General features: G+C 62.2%; 15 protein-coding genes. 8 read left to right on the forward strand and 7 right to left on the reverse strand.

Annotated features, from left to right (window positions below; translation table 11 throughout):
• Window positions 1-786: ferritin-like domain-containing protein (locus tag WA904_RS03025; RefSeq protein ID WP_425195648.1), on the forward strand; the 786-nt coding region annotated here is incomplete at its 5' end.
• Between the two features lie 83 nt (window positions 787-869).
• On the opposite strand, the gene WA904_RS03030 is transcribed toward WA904_RS03025, so the two are convergent.
• From WA904_RS03030 to WA904_RS03045, 4 genes are all read right to left on the reverse strand, one after another.
• Window positions 870-1,301 (reverse strand): YXWGXW repeat-containing protein, encoded by a 432-nt coding sequence (locus WA904_RS03030; RefSeq protein ID WP_425195649.1) that lies wholly within the window; start codon window positions 1,299-1,301, stop codon window positions 870-872.
• A gap of 170 nt (window positions 1,302-1,471) precedes the next feature.
• The gene (locus tag WA904_RS03035) at window positions 1,472-1,810 is read right to left on the reverse strand and encodes a hypothetical protein (protein ID WP_425195650.1); all 339 of its coding nucleotides are present in this window, start codon (window positions 1,808-1,810) and stop codon (window positions 1,472-1,474) included.
• The gene (locus tag WA904_RS03040) at window positions 1,800-1,946 is read right to left on the reverse strand and encodes a hypothetical protein (RefSeq protein WP_425195651.1); all 147 of its coding nucleotides are present in this window, start codon (window positions 1,944-1,946) and stop codon (window positions 1,800-1,802) included. Before WA904_RS03040 ends, WA904_RS03035 begins: the two co-directional genes overlap by 11 nt.
• Window positions 1,947-2,145: 199 nt before the next feature.
• Window positions 2,146-3,051 (reverse strand): Ku protein, encoded by a 906-nt coding sequence (locus tag WA904_RS03045; protein WP_425195652.1) that lies wholly within the window; start codon window positions 3,049-3,051, stop codon window positions 2,146-2,148.
• Between the two features lie 278 nt (window positions 3,052-3,329).
• Here WA904_RS03045 and WA904_RS03050 point away from each other — a divergent pair, with 278 nt between their 5' ends.
• Together WA904_RS03050 and WA904_RS03055 are read left to right on the forward strand one after the other, a co-directional pair.
• Entirely contained in the window at window positions 3,330-3,791 is a 462-nt protein-coding gene (locus WA904_RS03050) for a CHRD domain-containing protein (RefSeq protein ID WP_425195653.1), read from the forward strand.
• 184 nt (window positions 3,792-3,975) lie between these two features.
• Window positions 3,976-4,269, forward strand: a complete 294-nt coding sequence (locus tag WA904_RS03055; RefSeq protein ID WP_425195654.1) for a hypothetical protein — start codon at window positions 3,976-3,978, stop codon at window positions 4,267-4,269.
• A gap of 152 nt (window positions 4,270-4,421) precedes the next feature.
• On the opposite strand, the gene WA904_RS03060 is transcribed toward WA904_RS03055, so the two are convergent.
• Complete coding sequence (locus tag WA904_RS03060) at window positions 4,422-5,321, reverse strand: hypothetical protein (protein ID WP_425195655.1); 900 nt, start codon at window positions 5,319-5,321, stop codon at window positions 4,422-4,424.
• 110 nt (window positions 5,322-5,431) lie between these two features.
• Between WA904_RS03060 and WA904_RS03065 the strand changes: the two genes are divergently transcribed.
• Window positions 5,432-6,232 (forward strand): hypothetical protein, encoded by an 801-nt coding sequence (locus tag WA904_RS03065; RefSeq protein WP_425195656.1) that lies wholly within the window; start codon window positions 5,432-5,434, stop codon window positions 6,230-6,232.
• A 118-nt stretch (window positions 6,233-6,350) separates the two neighbouring features.
• Here WA904_RS03065 and phbB read toward each other — a convergent pair whose 3' ends face one another.
• A complete protein-coding gene (gene phbB / locus WA904_RS03070; RefSeq protein WP_425195657.1) occupies window positions 6,351-7,070 on the reverse strand; it encodes an acetoacetyl-CoA reductase in 720 nt (239 codons plus the stop codon).
• 596 nt (window positions 7,071-7,666) lie between these two features.
• Between phbB and WA904_RS03075 the strand changes: the two genes are divergently transcribed.
• Window positions 7,667-12,769 (forward strand): PAS domain S-box protein, encoded by a 5,103-nt coding sequence (locus WA904_RS03075; protein ID WP_425195658.1) that lies wholly within the window; start codon window positions 7,667-7,669, stop codon window positions 12,767-12,769.
• Between the two features lie 411 nt (window positions 12,770-13,180).
• Here the strand turns inward: WA904_RS03075 and WA904_RS03080 are convergent, their stop codons facing one another.
• Window positions 13,181-13,984 (reverse strand): hypothetical protein, encoded by an 804-nt coding sequence (locus WA904_RS03080; protein ID WP_425195659.1) that lies wholly within the window; start codon window positions 13,982-13,984, stop codon window positions 13,181-13,183.
• 137 nt (window positions 13,985-14,121) lie between these two features.
• On the opposite strand from WA904_RS03080, the gene WA904_RS03085 reads away from it, so the two are divergent.
• From WA904_RS03085 to WA904_RS03095, 3 genes are all read left to right on the forward strand, one after another.
• The gene (locus WA904_RS03085; RefSeq protein ID WP_425195660.1) at window positions 14,122-14,382 is read left to right on the forward strand and encodes a hypothetical protein; all 261 of its coding nucleotides are present in this window, start codon (window positions 14,122-14,124) and stop codon (window positions 14,380-14,382) included.
• 258 nt (window positions 14,383-14,640) lie between these two features.
• A complete protein-coding gene (locus tag WA904_RS03090) occupies window positions 14,641-15,372 on the forward strand; it encodes a hypothetical protein (RefSeq protein WP_425195661.1) in 732 nt (243 codons plus the stop codon).
• A partial coding sequence (locus WA904_RS03095) for a hypothetical protein (RefSeq protein WP_425195662.1) occupies window positions 15,341-16,431 on the forward strand: 1,091 nt, incomplete at its 3' end. The genes WA904_RS03090 and WA904_RS03095, both read left to right, overlap by 32 nt.

The raw sequence follows: 16,431 nt of genomic DNA on the forward strand, positions 1-16,431 counted from the left end.
GGCGCCGTGGCCGGCGGGCTGGGCGGCAAGGCCGTGGCCGAAGCCATCAACCCGACCGCGGAAGAAGCCTACTGGCGCCAGCAATACACGCGGGAGCCGTATTACCAGACGGGCCGCAGCTTCGACGACTATGCGCCGGCCTACCGGCTGGGTTTGTACGGGCGCACCAATTACATCGGCACGTTTGACGACGCGCAGACCGACTTGTCCGTTCACTGGGACAGCCGCAAGGACAGTTCCACCCTGAGCTGGCCGGAAGCCGAAGCTGCCAGCCGCGCGGCCTGGGTGCGTGTTGACGAACAGATGTCGCCCAGCACGATTGCCGGGCAGATTGCGGACAACGACGACGTGATCGACATACTCAACGACCTGGTGGAGTCCTGCCGCGATGGCGAGTACGGCTTTACCGCCTGCGCGGAACACGTGAAAGCGCAGGACGTCAAAACCCTGCTGCTGCGTCATGCCGACGAATGCCGCGGCGCCGCGGCCGAGCTGGCAACGCAGATCCGCCAGCTGGGTGGCAAGCCGGACGAAGGCGGCACCGTCAGCGGCGCCATGCACCGCGGCTGGGTGTCCGTGCGTGGAACCCTGGCCGGCTACACCGACCTGGCCATGCTCAAGGAGTGCGAACGCGGCGAAGACGCGGCGGTGGCCCGCTACCGCAAGGCGCTCAAGGAGAACCTGCCGCCCGCGGTGAAAAGCCTGGTGGAGCGGCAGGCCCAGGGCACACAGCGCAACCATGACCAGATCAAGGCCATGCGCGATGCGCTGAACACCACCACCTGACGCTGACGTTGCAGGCGTAAAAAAAGCTGGCACGCTGCCAGCTTTTTTTGCGCTTGCGCGCGGATCAGCCTGCGCGCGGCGTCCTAGCGCCCGTGGCCCTTGCCGTGACCTTTGCCCTGGCCGTGGTCATCGTCCCGGTCCTGTCTGTCGTACTTGTCATGTTTGTCTTTCTTGTTCTTTTTATCCTTGACCATCACATACTGGGTGTCGCGCACCCAGTAGCCGGCATGACGCTGGTAGCCGTTGCCCTGCTGTTCCCAGCGGTCCGGCGCCCAGCGGTAGCCCTCGCGCTGCATGATGGCGTGGCCACGCACCCAGACATGGCGCTCACCCGTCCAGGCCCAGTAGCCCGGCGCCCAGACCTGGGCGGGTGCCAGCACAGGTACCTCCTCGTAACGCGGCTGCGGCGGCGCCACGTTGATGTTGATGCTGATCTGCGCGAGAGCCGGCGCTACGGCCGCAGCCGTGAGCAGGGCGGCGAGCAGGATTTTTTTGAGCGGGCGGTGAAGTGTCATGGAAGGTCTCCTGGGCGTTGTTGAGGGCAGTGTGTTCCGGCGCTGCGCGTGGCGTACCGCATGCGACGTAAAGTTGCATGCAGGGCAGGGTGGACTTGCAAGGATCTGTGCCTGCTATCGAATCAATAGCCTCTGGCGCAGGTGGAGTGAGGGCTGGAGGCTGTTTTTATCTAGTTTTTAAGCCTGCTGCCGCAGTCCACCTGGGCGTTCAGCACCGTGCCCTGGGCGCCGAAGCTGCTGTCGGTCACCTTGCAGTTGGAGGCCTTTTCAATCGCCCTGACCAGGCTGGCTGTTTTCTCTGTACCTTCCGGCAGGCTGCGTGCGGCGCGCGCCGACCAGGTGCTGGCGGTGAGCTGCTCGACGCGGTAAGCCTGGCCATCGAGCTGCACGGTTTGCGGTGGTGACTCAGCTTGCCGTCCCTGCAGGCCGCAGCCGGTCACCAGCACTGCCAGGCCGGCACAAGCCAGGCTGGGAAGCCAAAAGGCGGGCGGGGAAGTTTCAGATTTCAAGGGTGTGTCTTTGCAAATTCAGGCTCGCCTTGGGTTCGGGAACCATGGGTGGCTTGTCGGGTACCTTCGATTGCGGGCAACCAGCGAGCAGGCCCAGGACAAGCAGGACGGGCAGGGCAGTCAACAAATGCTTCATGGCGTGCTCCGGGGACAAAAGGCAGGGGCAGGGAAGCCATCCAGCACCAGGGCGTTGCCCGGGGCCAATGGAACTTCAGCTGAAGATACGGGGCGGCCAGCCGGCTGGACACCCGCCAGCGCGCCGACCACTTGTCAGCGCGGCGCCCATGGGCCTGTGATGTTGTTCCTACAGCGCCATCTCTGTGCGCCGCGGCGGTTCAGGCGGCGCGGCGCTTGCTGGCCACCGTTTTGCCTGCAGCTTTGGCGGCTGGTTTGGCGCGTGCCCTTGTTTTGGCCGGGGCCTTGCCCGCATCGCCGCCCTTGCTGCGCAGGCTGCGCTGCAGCAATTCCGTCAGGTCGATGATCTGCGCGCTGCCGCGGCCCGGTTCTTCCTCCTGCGGCTGCAGCACGGTTTCGGTTTTGCCGGCTTTCACTTTTTTCTCGACCAGCGCCATGATCTCGTCCTTGAAGGAATCGCGGAAGGCCTCAGGCTTCCATTTGGACGTCATGTCGTCCACCAGCTGTTTGGCCATGGCGAGTTCCTTCTCCGTCAGCCCGGCTGCCTTGGCGCCTTCGGGCGGCAGGTTCAGGCCTTCCCACGAGCGGATGTCAGCGCCCCAGCGCATGAGGTTCAGCACCAGCCCGGGCCCCGAGGGCACGAGCACCGCGAGGTGCTGCTTGGTCTGGATCACCACGCGGGCAATGCCGACGCGCCCGGTTTTCAGCAGCGTGTCGCGCAGCAGGGCATACACCTTCTGCCCCTTGTTGATCGGGGCCACGTAATAGGGCCGCTCCAGGTAGACAAACGGGATTTCCGTGTTGTCTACAAAGGTTTCGATCTCGATGGTCTGCGTGGTCTTGGGGTAGGCCGCGGCGATCTCGTTGTCGCTCAGGATGACGTACTGGTCGTCGTCATAGGCCAGACCCTTGACGATGTTCTCCTTGCTGATTTCCTTGCCGGTTTTCTTGTTGATGCGCTTGTAGCCGACCGGGTCCATGCTGCGTTTGTCGAGCCAGTCGAAATCAAGCCCGCTGTCCGAGGTGGCCGAATGGAGGGCCACGGGAATGTGCACCAGCCCGAAGCTGATGGCGCCTTTCCATAAAACGCGGGGTCCTGTTGCCATGGTGAAAACCTTCCGGTGCAGCTGTTCAGAACCCGAGTTTATTTTTGTGCCGGGGCCGGTGTGTCGGTGCGTACCGGAGGCCGCGGTAGGACGACGGCGCCATCAGGCCTTGCTGGGGTGGCGTCTGTTTGCTATGAGATTGGTAGCTGCTTGCGCCCGCCCGAAAAGGGCTGGAGGCCGATTTTTCTCTCAACTTCCGGCGCGGCATGCCAACGGGGACCCGCAAGGTCTAAGATTGAAATTCCATTCAATCCCTTCCTTTTTTACTGGAGACAACCATGACAACCCCTGCCCGCTACGCCTTTCGCGCTGCTCTCGCGGTGACTGCCACCCTTGTCCTGCTGGCTGGCTGCAAGCTCATGCCGGCGCCGCAGTCCAACCTGGTGACCTTCACCACGCAGATGCGCGGTGCCAACGAAGTGCCGCCGGCCGCCTCCAACGCCAATGGGCAGGTCGATGCCGTGCTGAACAAGGACACCATGCTGCTGCGCTGGCAACTGAGTTATTCCGGCCTCAGCGGCCCGGCAACGGCCGGCCACTTTCACGGCCCGGCGATGGTAGGTGCCAACGCCGGTGTTGCATTGCCATTCAGCGGCCCCGTCACCAGCCCGATGTCCGGCCAGGCCACCCTGACAGCCGCACAGGCTGCCGACCTGATGGCTGGCAAGTGGTACGCCAACATCCACACCGCCCGGTTCCCGGCCGGTGAAATCCGCGGGCAGATGACGCTGCGGCCCTGAGCCGCATGCACAGCCGGCGGGGTCCAGGGCAGCCGGCTTTTTCCCTCCCGGCGCGGTGTGGACAGCCTCCTACACACACTGCCTCCGGCTGACGACACCTTCCCCGGGGTGATGCCCTTATGGTGTGATGAGCCGGAACCACGCTGCCCGACAGCGCACACGGCCGTCATTCAAGGACTTCATCATGCCGACAAAACTCTCCATCTTTCTTGTGTCAGCCTGGCTGCTTGTGAGCGCTTCTGCGGTGCTGGCCCAGCCCGCCGCCATGGAAGACAGGCTGCTTGAACGCGGTGCGGTGGAAGACACCACCCCGCAGCAGAAATACCGCACTGCCATCAATGAGGCCGGCGGCGGCTACAAGCTCTACCTGGAAGAATGCGCCAGCATGGCTGCCGCCGAGCGCACCGCTTGTCGGCGTGAGGCCAAGGCCGTGTATGACCGCGACATGGCGGCAGCACGCCAGATACTGCGCAAATAAATAGGAGAAGAACAGGGTAGGGACGGCGGGTTTGGCCGGGGCGGCCCGGCGCTTCCTGCGGTTTCGCACCAGCCGTTGCAGGTCAGCGGCTTTTTAATGGGTGCGTGCGCGAGTACAGGCGTGGCATGCGCCCACGTCGGCCTGGTTGGGTTTTATTCCGCCGCCTGCTGGCGCCGGTGTTCGCTGCGTTTCATCGTCAGGTAAGCCGTGCGGTCGATTTCGTGCAACTGGCGCGGGTAACGCTCGGTCGCCTCGAACCAGTGGTGCAGGCGTTTTTCCAGCTGCTCGGCAGGCGGTGCGGCAAGCGAAGCCAGGTAGGCGTCAATCGCCAGGTAATAACGCATGGTGTTGCGCTCCACCGCACCCCGCATGCCGTCCACAGGGGTTTTCTGCCCGCCGTTTTCAACCAGGGTGAACCCCGTTTTGCCGCTGCCCACCGTGGCCAGGTAGCCCTGCATGGCAATGCGTCCTGCCATGCCATAGCCATAGGAATACTGCAGGTGCATGAAGGTTTTCCCGCCAGCAATCGGCGCCACCCGTAGGTTGATGCGGTAGTTGTGCGTGCCCAGCGGGCCCTTGTCCGCGTTGAGCTGCACCGCCATGTAGTCCGGCGTGGCGCTCGCCACCCTGAAGTCAAACGCCAGTCTGTACGCGTCCTTGATTTCCTGCCTGTTTTTCTTGCCGACGCTGACCTCGAGTACCGACGGGCTGCTGTCGCTCTGGGCCCGGCAGAATTTGGTGTTCAGGTGCAGCATCAGCATGTCGCACCAGTTCTCGGGATTTTTGAATGCGGCATTCACCGTTGAAAACGGGTAGTTGATGACCGCATAGGCATTGCCATTGACCGCACTGTCGGATTCAGACGATTCAATCACCAGCGGCCGCTGGAACTCGTTGCTCGCCAGCTGCGAGGTGAGGGCGGTGTACCTGGTCTGCAGCGCCGTAGCGCCTGATTCGGCAGGCGCAGCCAGGGCGCCACCGGTGCAGGCTGTGGCGGCCAGCAGGCTGGCTGCGGCTTTCAGGGAAAGGGATGTCTTGCGTGGTTGATGCATCGTGACAGTTTGACTGCTGGGGCGGGGGTGATTGGCTGCTCGCTCCCTTGTCTTACATAGTTTGGGGCTGCTTGGGAAAGTTAAAGGGGTGAAGACCGGCAGGATGCGGATTGTCTTCAGCCGCTGATGTTGCTCTTTGTCTTCACTACTTTTTGAGCCGTAAAGAGAAGAAGCTGCACCGGGATTGGAATAAAGTAAGCTCAAGCTTGGATGATCTGGGAGGTTCCTTTATGGTCGACAAGCGCGTCCCAAGCAAGCTGGAAGAGCGTTTAACGCGAGAGATATTTGCGAAGGTTGAAGGTAAGGAACCGTTCGATGCAACGAAGGCGATGCTTCAACGCTATCAACAGTGGATAGCAGAAAATGCGGTCGAAGTGAAGCAAAGGCAGGAGAGGCACGAGAGGGAGGGACAACAACTAAAGTGGCTTGCGCGCATAGCTGCGATTCCTGTTGCGATTCTCTTTTGTCTTTACGTGTGGATGATTGCCTATGGCTTGGTGCAGGGCCAAATACACGAAATTTCCAAATCTAGTCACCGCCTGGTTTCGATAGATCAAACACCCGTGCAATTCTGGATTACCGTGATATATCACTCGGGCGTCGCAGCGTTTCTGGGGTTTATCAGTTACCGGTGCTGGCAAGGAACAAGATGGTTTCAGAAAACGACAGACAACCAGGCGAATAAGGGAGAAATGGGCGCTGCCATCCGTGGCGCGGCGAAGATGGAAGCCACAGATGCGCGGTTTCACGCAACACTTGAGGAAATGCGAGAGAGTAGCCAGCGCATCATGGAAGAAATGAAGGCCATGGCGAGGAAGCGGCGCGGCGACCTTCCGGCCTGGGTTGTTGTGTTGGTGCTTGTCGGGTTCATGGTGATGCTTGCGCTCATCGCCTTGAAACACCATATGTAAAACAGGGCTGGTCACCGTGTACTTTGCGATCTTCACCGCGCAGGATGGACAACTGCAGGTGCTGCTGGCCAAGCGACCAGAAGGGCCTAAGGAGGCCGCGAACCGCTGACGATGACATTCAGTCCAGGTATTTCCCGCCATTGATCGACAGCGTGATGCCGGTGATGAAGCCTGCGTCATCGGCAGCAAGGAAAACGACGGCGCGGGCGATCTCCGCCGGGGTGGCCAAGCGGCCTGCGGGCACGGTTTTCAGGATCTGTTCCAGCACTTCGGGCCGCACCGCGCTGACCATGGCGGTGTCGGTGTAGCCGGGAGCAATGACATTGGCCGTGATATTGCGGGAAGCGCCCTCGAGCGCCAGCGCCTTGGTAAAACCGATCATGCCGGCCTTGCTGGCGGCATAGTTCACCTGGCCGATCTGGCCCGACAGGCCGTTGACCGAGCCCATGTTGATCACGCGGCCGAAGCGGCGTTCACGCATGCCCTCGATCACTGCGCGGCACATGTTGAAGCAGCCGCCCAGGTTGACACCGATGACCTCGTGCCATTGCTGTGTCGTCATTTTGTGAAGCATCGCGTCACGCGTGATGCCGGCATTGTTGACAAGCACATCCACCGGGCCAAGTGCAGCCTCGACCTGCGCCACACCGAAAGTGCAGGCGGCCGCATCGGCCACGTCCCAAGTGAAGGTGGCAATGCCGGTGCGGGCAGTGAAAGCCTCTGCCGCCACATGATTGCCACCGTAATTGACGGCCACACGGTAGCCCGCGGTATGCAGGGCTTCGGCGGTGGCTGCTCCAATGCCGGCGGTGCCGCCGGTGACCAGTGCGACACGCATGTCAGGTCTCCAGAGCGAGGGAGCGAGTTGCCGGCACGGGGCCCGCAACGGGCAGGGTTTTAAAGGACGTTTGCGCGTTTGTTGCCATGATTTCCTCTGCTTCCGGTGGGCATCATCACACAAGGAGCACGCGCTTTCATGCTACTGGGGGAGGGTGAATTCGTCCAGCATTGAGATGGATCAAGAAGAAAGCGCGGTCAGGCGGTTTTTCCCGGCCTGATGAGGAAAATGAGGGTGGAGAGGGGAAATGTCGCCCGGATTTGACCGGGGCAATGTCACTGGCGCGAAGGAATTTCCGGCCGGTGGTGCCCTCATCCCTGTGCCGGTACCGGGGCAGGAGAGAAGGAGATTTCAGATTTCGCCGTTGTCCCGGCGATTTGGTTCATACTAATGAAAACTGCTTAACGCAGACCGCGCTTTTGAACGGCTTACGTCGTACCGCAAGCAGTACAGCCCGCAACTAGTGAGGAAAGGTACCGCCTGGGCATGAACCACAGAAACAGTGATGTGTTGGCCCCGCGCGTGCCAGACCCGCTGCGGCAACGCTCTGCCCCGCGCTCCAAGGTGGTTGTGGCTCCTGCCCGGGAGGTTCAGGGGTGACCCGCGACGAGGAACTGATTCAGGCCAACGAGCGACTGGCAGCCCAGGCGCTGGAATTGTCCAGACAGCAGCTTGCCCTGGATGCCCTCAGGACCGAAGTCCAGAACCTGCGCAGCCTGGCCGCCATCTCGGGCTACTGGTACTGGGCGCAAGACACCCACTACCGCTTCACCGAATTTGCCGCCGCCCGCGACGCAGGTCTGCCGGACACCACCGCCTCGAACGACGCGATTGGTCACTGCCCCTGGGACTTGCCGGGCCTTGTTCCCGTCAGTGCGTCGTGGGAGGCGCACCGAGCGGTGCTGGATGCCCGTGAACCCTTCCGGGACTTCGAGTACATGCGTCCGCTGGCCGGTGAGCCGCCACGTTATTTCTCGGTCACCGGGATGCCGCTGTTCGACAAACAGGGCCAGTTCACGGGTTACCGCGGCACGACGCACGACATCAGTGCCCGCAAACGCTTGGAAGAAGCCCAGCGGCAGGCCGTGGATTTTCTTGACCTTGTGGTCGACAACATCCCGTTTGCCTTTCACATGAAGTCGGCGCAGGAAGGGCACCCGGTGGTGATGTGGAACCAGGCAGCCCAGGCGCTTTATGGCCTCAAACGCGAGGAAGCGATAGGCCGCACGGTTTACGAACTCTGGCCCAGGGCCGACGCGGAGCGTATGCACGCGGCCGACCAGGAGGTAATGGACAGTGGCGAGCCGCAGGACTTCCCCGATCGAATGGTGGCGACCGCACACCGCGGCCTCATTCATGTCCACCTGCGCAAGGTGCCGCTGAAAGACGCCAGCGGTGTGGTGACGCATATCCTGATCACCGCCGAGGACATCACCGAGCGCCTGGCCATCGAGGACAGCCTGCGACACAGCCAGGAACGCTTTCGCAGCCTGACCCAGCTTTCTTCAGACTGGTACTGGGAGGTGGACGACCAGTTTCGCTTTACCGTGCTGTCCGGCGGCACGACGGATGCGATCAAGGCTTCGATTGCCAGGTTTCTGGGCAAGGCCCGCTGGGAAATCGGCCGCACGCCCGGCGACCAGGTCGTCTGGGCAGCGCATCGCGCGCAGCTCGAGAGGCACGAAACCTTTCGTGATTTTGAATATGAACGGGAGGACGACGATGGCCGGCGGGTTTTGTGCATCAGCGGCGAACCCGTTTTTGACGACGGCGGCAAGTTCACCGGGTACCGCGGCGTGGGCACCGATATCACGGCACGCAAGCGGGCGGAGGCAGGGTTGCGGGCCAGTGAAACGCGCTTTCGTACCGTTATCGCGGTGCTGGCAGAAGGCGTCTTGCTGCGCGATGCCGATGGAAAAATAGTCGATTGCAATGCAAGCGCTGAACGTATCCTCGGGCGCACCCTGGCGCAACTGAAAGGGTCGGTCACTGTCGATTCGGGATGGCAGATGCTGCGTGAAGATGGTTCGCTCCTGCCTGAGGAAGAGCGCCCGAGCACGATTGCCATACGCACCGGCCGGCCGCAGTCGAACGTGGTGATCTGTTACCGAAAACCCGACGACAGCACCCTCTGGGTGCTGCTGAACCTGCAACCCCTGTTCGAGCGGGGTCCCGGCGCGCCTTCCGGGTTTGTCACCACCATCACCGATATCAGCAAGCGAAAACGCGATGAAATGGAGATTGTCCGGCTCAATGTGGACCTGGAAAACCGGGTGCTGCGCAGGACGGTCCAGCTGGAGGCGGCCAACAGGGAGCTTGAGGCGTTCTCCTATTCCGTGGCGCACGATTTGCGCTCCCCGCTGAGTTCCATTGACGGTTACTCGGCACTGCTGCAAAAAGCCCTGCCTCCTGCACCCGGCGAGCGTATCAATCATTACCTGACCCGTATACGCGCCGGCGTGCAGCGCATGGGAGAGCTCACCGACGGCCTGCTGGCCCTGGCCCAGCTGTCACGCACCAGCCTCAAGTGGGAATGGCTGGACCTCAGCGAGGAGGCCGCAAAAATCATCCGGCAATGGGCTGAAAGCGACCCTTCGCGGCTGGTGGAAGCAACGATTGAGCCCGACATGACCGTGCGAGCCGACATCTCGCTTCTGCGCCAGGTCTTGGAAAACCTGATTGCCAATGCCTGGAAATTCAGCTCCAAAAAATCCCTGACCAAAATCTCCGTTGGCAAGGAAAGCGGCGCCGACCAGGAGGTCGTCTATTTTGTCCGGGACAACGGCGCGGGCTTTGACATGGCTTACGCCGACAAACTTTTCGGTACCTTCCAGCGTCTTCATTCGCCAGAAGAATTTGCCGGCAGCGGCATAGGCCTGGCCACGGTCAAGCGCATCATCACCCGCCACGGAGGCAGGATCTGGGCCACCTCGGTGCTGGGCGAGGGGAGTACCTTTTATTTCACCATCGGGAGCGAGCAGCAAGTTGCTGCGTCGGATGCCGACACGCTGGACGACTCCCGGATTGCCCTGGCGCAAGCCCCGCGTTCCCGTTATTTGTTTCAGGGCGCCACCGGGGCGTCCATCAGCAGCGACAACGACGCTTTCACCATCCGCGACCAGCAGTTCAGCAACGCCTTCGAGCATGCTGCCATCGGCATGGCGCTGATCGCTGTCGATTCACGGCGGCTCCGTGTCAACGGTGCCTTTTGCCAGATGCTGGGTTACTCCGAAGCGGAGATGATGTCGCGCACCATCCACGACATCACCCACCCCGACGACATCGAGTGGGACCTGGTGCAGCGGGCCAGGGCGCTGGCCGGCGAAATCGAAACCTACCAATGGGAAAAGCGCTACATCCACCGCTCCGGCAGCATCGTCTGGGGCTACCTCAGTTGTTCACTGGTGCGCGACACCGACCGCCAGCCGTTGCACTTCATCGTGCAGGTCCAGGACATCACCGAACGCAAGTTGACCGAGCAGGGATTGCGCGAAAGCGAAGAGCGCTTCCGCGCGCTCACCGAGCTGTCTTCCGACTGGTTCTGGCAGCAGGATGAAAACTTCCGCTTTGTCCAGGTTTCAGGCGAGGCGCCTCATATGGCCGCCATTTCCCGCATGGCGATCGGCAAGACGCCCTGGGAACTGAACCATGTTGGCATGGACGACAGTGTCTGGGCGGCTTACAGGGCGCGGCTCGAACGTCACGAGCCTTTCCGCGACGTTGAAATCCCCCAGCGTGACCGCAAGGGCAGGGTGCGTTACATCAGCATCAGCGGGGCACCGATTTTCGATGCATCCGGGCGTTTTACCGGCTACCACGGGACCGGCCGCGACAACACCGAGATCCGCCGGGTCACCGAAGCCCTGCGTGTCAGCGAAGCGCAATTGCGCGACATCACCGACACCCTGCCGGCAAGCATTTCCTACGTGGATGCCAACCAGCGTTTCCGCTTTCACAACCGCGCCTATGCAGAAGGCCTGGGTTTGTCGCGCGAGGAGATCGATGGAAGGACCATGCGGGAGGTGCTGGGCGAAGAAGGGTACGAACTTGCGCGGCCCTGGATCGAGGAGGTCCTGTCAGGTTACCCGGTGACTTTCGAGCGCCACCGGAAAACCCCGAACGGGGATTTCCGCGACTTCATCGTCAACTATTTCCCCCGTTATGGCGACGGTGCCGAGGAAGGCCAGGTCATCGGCTTTTATGCCCTGGGCACCGATGTCACCGAACTCAAGCGCATCGACCGCATGAAAAACGAGTTTGTTTCCACGGTCAGCCACGAACTGCGCACGCCACTCACGTCCATTCGCGGCTCGCTGGGACTGATCGCGGGCGGCGTCGCCGGTGAGCTGCCCGAGGCAGTCAAGACCCTGGTGGGCATTGCGAGGAACAACTGCGAACGCCTGATCCGCCTGATCAACGACATCCTGGACATCGAGAAAATCGAGTCCGGCAAGATGCACCTGGATTTTCAGGTAGTCGAACTCAAGCCCCTGCTGGTACAGGTGCTGGCAGCCAACGAAGGTTTTGGTGCTGCGCAGAACGTCAGCCTGCAGCTACGTTTCCCTGACCAGGACTTGTGGCTTCGCGTCGACAGCGACCGCCTGGCCCAGGTCATGACGAACCTGCTGTCCAACGCGATGAAGTTCTCGCCGCCGGGCGGTGTGGTGGAAGTCCATGTCTTGCAGGTCGGCCCGGGTGTACGGGTGGAGGTGCGTGACCACGGGCCGGGTATTCCGGAAGAGTTCAGCAAGCGCATCTTCCAGAAGTTTTCCCAGGCCGACTCGTCCGACGCCCGGGGGAAGGGAGGCACCGGACTGGGCCTGAACATTTCACGGGCCATCGTCGAACGCCTGGGTGGCAGCATAGGTTTTGAAACCGGAGCCGGTACGGGCACCACCTTTTATTTTGAGCTGCCGGAATGGAAAAAACTACCCGCTCCGACACCTGGCGGACATGCAGGCACGGGGCCGCTCCGTCCACGCATCCTGATCTGTGAAGATGACCAGGACATTGCACGCCTGATCAGCATGATGCTGGACAAAGGCGGGTTTGACGCCGACATGGCCTATTCTGCTGCGCAAGCGCTGGAACTTCTGGCCCAGACGTCCTATGCCGCCATGACGGTGGACCTGAAGCTGCCCGATCAGGACGGCATCACACTGATCCGCCACCTGCGCGCGCAGGCCGGCACGAAGGATTTGCCCATTGTGGTGGTTTCGGCCGGGGCCAATCAGGGGCAGATCCAGCTCAACAACCAGCTTTTGACGGTGTCGGACTGGCTGGAAAAGCCTATCAACGAAAACCTGCTGGTGCTGGGCCTGAGGCGTGCGATTGCCGGGGCCGAGGGCAAGCCGAGAATCCTGCATGTCGAAGACGATCTGGACATCCAGCGCATCACCGCAGCCATCGCGCAGGACTTTGCCACCTTTGAATTTGCCGCCACGCTGCAGGAAGCCCGCACACGTCTGAACGCCCGGCGCTTCGACCTGATCCTGCTGGACCTGACCTTGCCTGAAGGGTCGGGCTGGGATTTGCTGGCCGATATCGCATCACTCAAGCCGCCCCCGCCCGTGGTGGTTTTCACGGCCGGCGAGGTCGAGCGGGAGCAGGGCATGCAAGCCGCCGCCGTGCTTGTGAAAGCGCAGACGTCCAATGCCGAACTGCTGGAAACCTTGCAACGCGCGCTGGCCAGGGATTGAGCCGAGGCTTGGTCAGGCGCATTCCAGCCATGCAGCAGTTTTCGCGCCGTGGTCGATCCGGATTGCCAAGCATTATCATGAACTGACAACCGTGAGCGCGGTCTGCCACGCGGGCGTTGGCTGCTCGGCCAGTTCACGACATCACGGAACGCCCGACACCGGCGACGTGTTTGACAGGTCCGCCGGGCGGGCAGGCCTTTTGAGCGACGGTAGGAAAGTTGACACCCCATAAGTCCTTGATTTTTAAGGAAAACCTGCAAGAGGCGCGCCGCTCTTCCTTCGCGATCTCTCGGACGAAATTCGTTCACAAGTAGCCGCGAGGAAGCAATATCGGCTCCTAGTCGGCGTTCCCGAATAAAAGTTGCTCCGTCTTCGCAGGTCCGCGGAGGAAAGTTATCACGGAATCGGGTGCTACTCGGGAAAGACGGGAGTTCTGGCGTCCCACGCGCGCTGACTGGCCTCTACTTCCCAAGCGCTGTGGAAAGGCTCAGGAGAAGCGTCCACGGAGCCAAAGCAGTGCGCGAGATAGTCCACGACGAGGGGCTGGAGCACAGCCATGTCCGACCGGGCATTCTGGCACCTGGCCAGCCGCAAACTCTCTAACAGCTCGAGCCGATATCCAATCAAGTCCCTCCGCGTCTCATATTGACGCAGCGCGAGGAGATGACGACCGAATGCAATTCGGGATATCGGCTCCTCTTCCTCGAACACAAAATACTCCCGCTTGGGTTCCGGGTGCAGCGTTTCTGGTTCGATGGAAACGCACCACGCGCGGATCGTATAGCTGCCGGCGCTCAGGAGTTCCGATCCAAACTCGAAGTTCAGGATGTCCCACTCCAAAAACGTCAGGGGAGAGGGATCGAGCAGTCGCCATACAGGTGACTTGACAGTGCGGGCTGCGCCGGGTGCCAGGTCATGCAGCCGATCAATCCACTTCTTCGTGGCGAGGTCCTTGGCGGGACGAATGCCAAGATGTTTGGCAATTGCGGGTTCGCCTCGACTGAGCATGCGATCGCAAAGCTTGGGTCGGTCGTCCGGGAAGTGATAACCGGGAACGCCGGCCAACATCCGCTCTTCCAGGGCGTAGGCCGTGTCGACGCCGACCTCCTGCATCACCTCGGTCACGAACGCCTTCGTCTGCCACCTCTCGATCGTGCGTCGAAGGTCGCGCGGGTTGCGCCAGCGATGCGTGGACGGCGGATCGACCAATCGCATCGCAGGACCCGTTTGGTGAAGCGCGTTGACGAACATAGCCTTTGGAATGGAAACGAAGGCGATTTTCCTTCCTAGCGCAATCCTGCCAGAGGCGGTACGTTTCGGCGACTTACCGGTAAATCCCGATGTTCGACGCCATGAACTCTCACGACCCCACGCCTGCGACCACCAACGCATCGCAGGAGCACGACCTCCTCACAGGGCAGGCGCTGCGAACGGCATTGGGATTTGGCACGGGGGAGGCCTTTCGTGCGGCGATCCGTACCAAACGCATCCCTGTGCCGCTGGTCAAGATCGCCGGCCGGCGTGGCTGGTTTGCGCGCGCCGCGGACGTTGCGAAGTGGCGCGCAAGCCTGACCAAGGACTTCGACGAAGCAACGAAAGGAGAAATGCCATGACCTGACCTCCACCCCAAAGGACCAGGCACAAAAGAAAACGGCCGCAGCGCGCCAACGCTCGGCCGTTTTGCCCGTCCCGCAGAGCTGACTCCACGAGATCACCTCAGATAACCAAAGGACATTGTGGAGTCCTTTTGGCCGGCCGTCAAGCCGGCCCGGTCCTTCCTGCGCCCGCATCAGTGCCGATGCGGGGATTTGACAAGGCGGCGCGCCCAGCGCGGGCTGGTCGCGCACGCCTTCGACCCAAGGAAACTCCACATGTTGCTATCCCACCTTTCGCGCGGGCGATGCCGCCCGTCATTGCGCTTTCCCGAGGCGCGCACCGAAGCTGCCGATGCGCTGCAGCACCACAAGTTCGGCGGCCTCAAGGGCTTGCGCCGCCACGGCCATTACAAGGACGTGCGCCTGGCCGATCCCTTTCAGGAAATGATGCTGCATTTCCCGAACCCGCTGGCCGCTGACAACTGGCTCACGAGCTGCTTTGGCCGCAGCCTCGTATGCACGGTTCCCACGGAGCCACTGTATGCGCTGGATCGCGGGCGCCTGATCAAGACGCGTTGCGCGCTCTTCCTGCAAACCAGCGAGGGGCCCGTCGCGGACTTCGTCTCGCGCACGCCCGATGAAGAAACCGGCCAGAAGTGGCAGCAGTTCCAGCTGATCGTGCAGGCGCATGGCTTCAGGCCGCAGTTGCGCACCCTGGAAGACATCCGCTGCAACACGCCTCGGCTGCAAAACCTCGAGCGCATGCGCCAGCACCTGGTGCAGTATGTCGGCGACCCCCGTGCGCACAAAGCGGTCGCGCCGGTTGAGCGCTTCTTCCGCAAGACGCCGTTCACCACGCTCGGCGCGCTGTGCGATGCGCTATCCAGCGACCTGCTGCCGCGCGGCGCCATCGAATGCGCTGCGATTTCCCTGTACCGGCTCGGTGCCATCGACATGAACATCTCGGAGGCTGCGTATGGCGACCAGACGACCCTACAGCTGCTTTGATGGTGGCCGCGGCAAGGTGCCGGCCGCTTACGCGAGCACCGAGAACTGGCCGCTGTTCGACGACAGCGTGCTCAAGGGCAAGGTGAAGTCGCGCTACGAACGCATGAAGGCGGCGATCGAGCTGTACCTTGCATTCGCGCCCATTGGCCGGGTTCTGGCCACATCTGGCGTGAGCGCATCGCGCTTCAGACGCATCTTCCGCCGCTGCGGCGAAGTGCTGCCCGATGGCAAGATAGTCGGGTGGTCAGGGTTGGTGGCGCGCAGCGAGACGCGTGATCGCCAGCGTCAGGCGCCGATCGTGGCCGGTGCCGGCGGCAAGTCCGGCTGGACGGGAGCCTTCGGCAAGCTCATGGCCGAGCACCCCGAGATTGGCGACGACCTGGCGAACTACCTGAACGCCTTTGGCGCGAAGTGCCTGCGCCCCAACAAGGTGGAATTCCGCGCGATCCACCGTCGCTTTGCCAAGATCTGCCGCGAGCGCGGCATCGCCGACGATGAGTACCCACTGAACACGCGCGAGCGCGGGCGCAAGGCACTGCGGCGCTGGATTGACGTCGTCTACCTGCCCAAATACGGCAACCGGTTCGTCGCTCTGGAATACGGCCCCGACGCGGGCAAGCTCAACGCGTACGGCGAGGGCCAAGGCAGCGCGGAAGCGCCGGCGGCGCCGTACTCGGTCTGGCTGTTCGACGAGGTAACGCTGGACGTGGCGGCGCGCTACGAGTTTCCCAACGCCACTGGCGATTGGGAGGATCTCGACCTGGCCCGTTTCTTCCAGATCCGCCTCATCGAGCAGGAGAGCGGCGCCACGCTCGCAGTGCGCCAGGTGTTCGCCGCCCAGGCGAGCGCCGACGACGTCGCCATGCTGTTCTGGGATGCGGTGAGCGGTCCGCCAGAGGTGCCCAAGGCCATGGAGGGTGAAGTTCTGCTCGAGGGCGCCGGCTACCCTGCCAATGCCCTGGAAAAGTTGCGCTTCGCGATCCCGTCCGTCATCAAGATGGATCGGGCGCTATCGCATTTGGCCGGGCACGTGCAGTACGTCGCGACGGTGCTGTTTGG

The organism is Polaromonas sp., from assembly GCF_049790275.1.
Classification (GTDB): domain Bacteria; phylum Pseudomonadota; class Gammaproteobacteria; order Burkholderiales; family Burkholderiaceae_C; genus Polaromonas.

Coding starts and splice junctions, on each gene's coding strand:
- WA904_RS03050 (WP_425195653.1), top strand. CDS start 3,330: ATGACAACCCCTGCCCGCTACGCCTTTCGCGCTGCTCTCGCGGTGACT.
- phbB (WP_425195657.1), bottom strand. CDS start 7,070: ATGCGTGTCGCACTGGTCACCGGCGGCACCGCCGGCATTGGAGCAGCC.
- WA904_RS03055 (WP_425195654.1), top strand. CDS start 3,976: ATGCCGACAAAACTCTCCATCTTTCTTGTGTCAGCCTGGCTGCTTGTG.
- WA904_RS03085 (WP_425195660.1), top strand. CDS start 14,122: ATGAACTCTCACGACCCCACGCCTGCGACCACCAACGCATCGCAGGAG.
- WA904_RS03030 (WP_425195649.1), bottom strand. CDS start 1,301: ATGACACTTCACCGCCCGCTCAAAAAAATCCTGCTCGCCGCCCTGCTC.
- WA904_RS03060 (WP_425195655.1), bottom strand. CDS start 5,321: ATGCATCAACCACGCAAGACATCCCTTTCCCTGAAAGCCGCAGCCAGC.
- WA904_RS03040 (WP_425195651.1), bottom strand. CDS start 1,946: ATGAAGCATTTGTTGACTGCCCTGCCCGTCCTGCTTGTCCTGGGCCTG.
- WA904_RS03045 (WP_425195652.1), bottom strand. CDS start 3,051: ATGGCAACAGGACCCCGCGTTTTATGGAAAGGCGCCATCAGCTTCGGG.
- WA904_RS03080 (WP_425195659.1), bottom strand. CDS start 13,984: ATGCGATTGGTCGATCCGCCGTCCACGCATCGCTGGCGCAACCCGCGC.
- WA904_RS03090 (WP_425195661.1), top strand. CDS start 14,641: ATGTTGCTATCCCACCTTTCGCGCGGGCGATGCCGCCCGTCATTGCGC.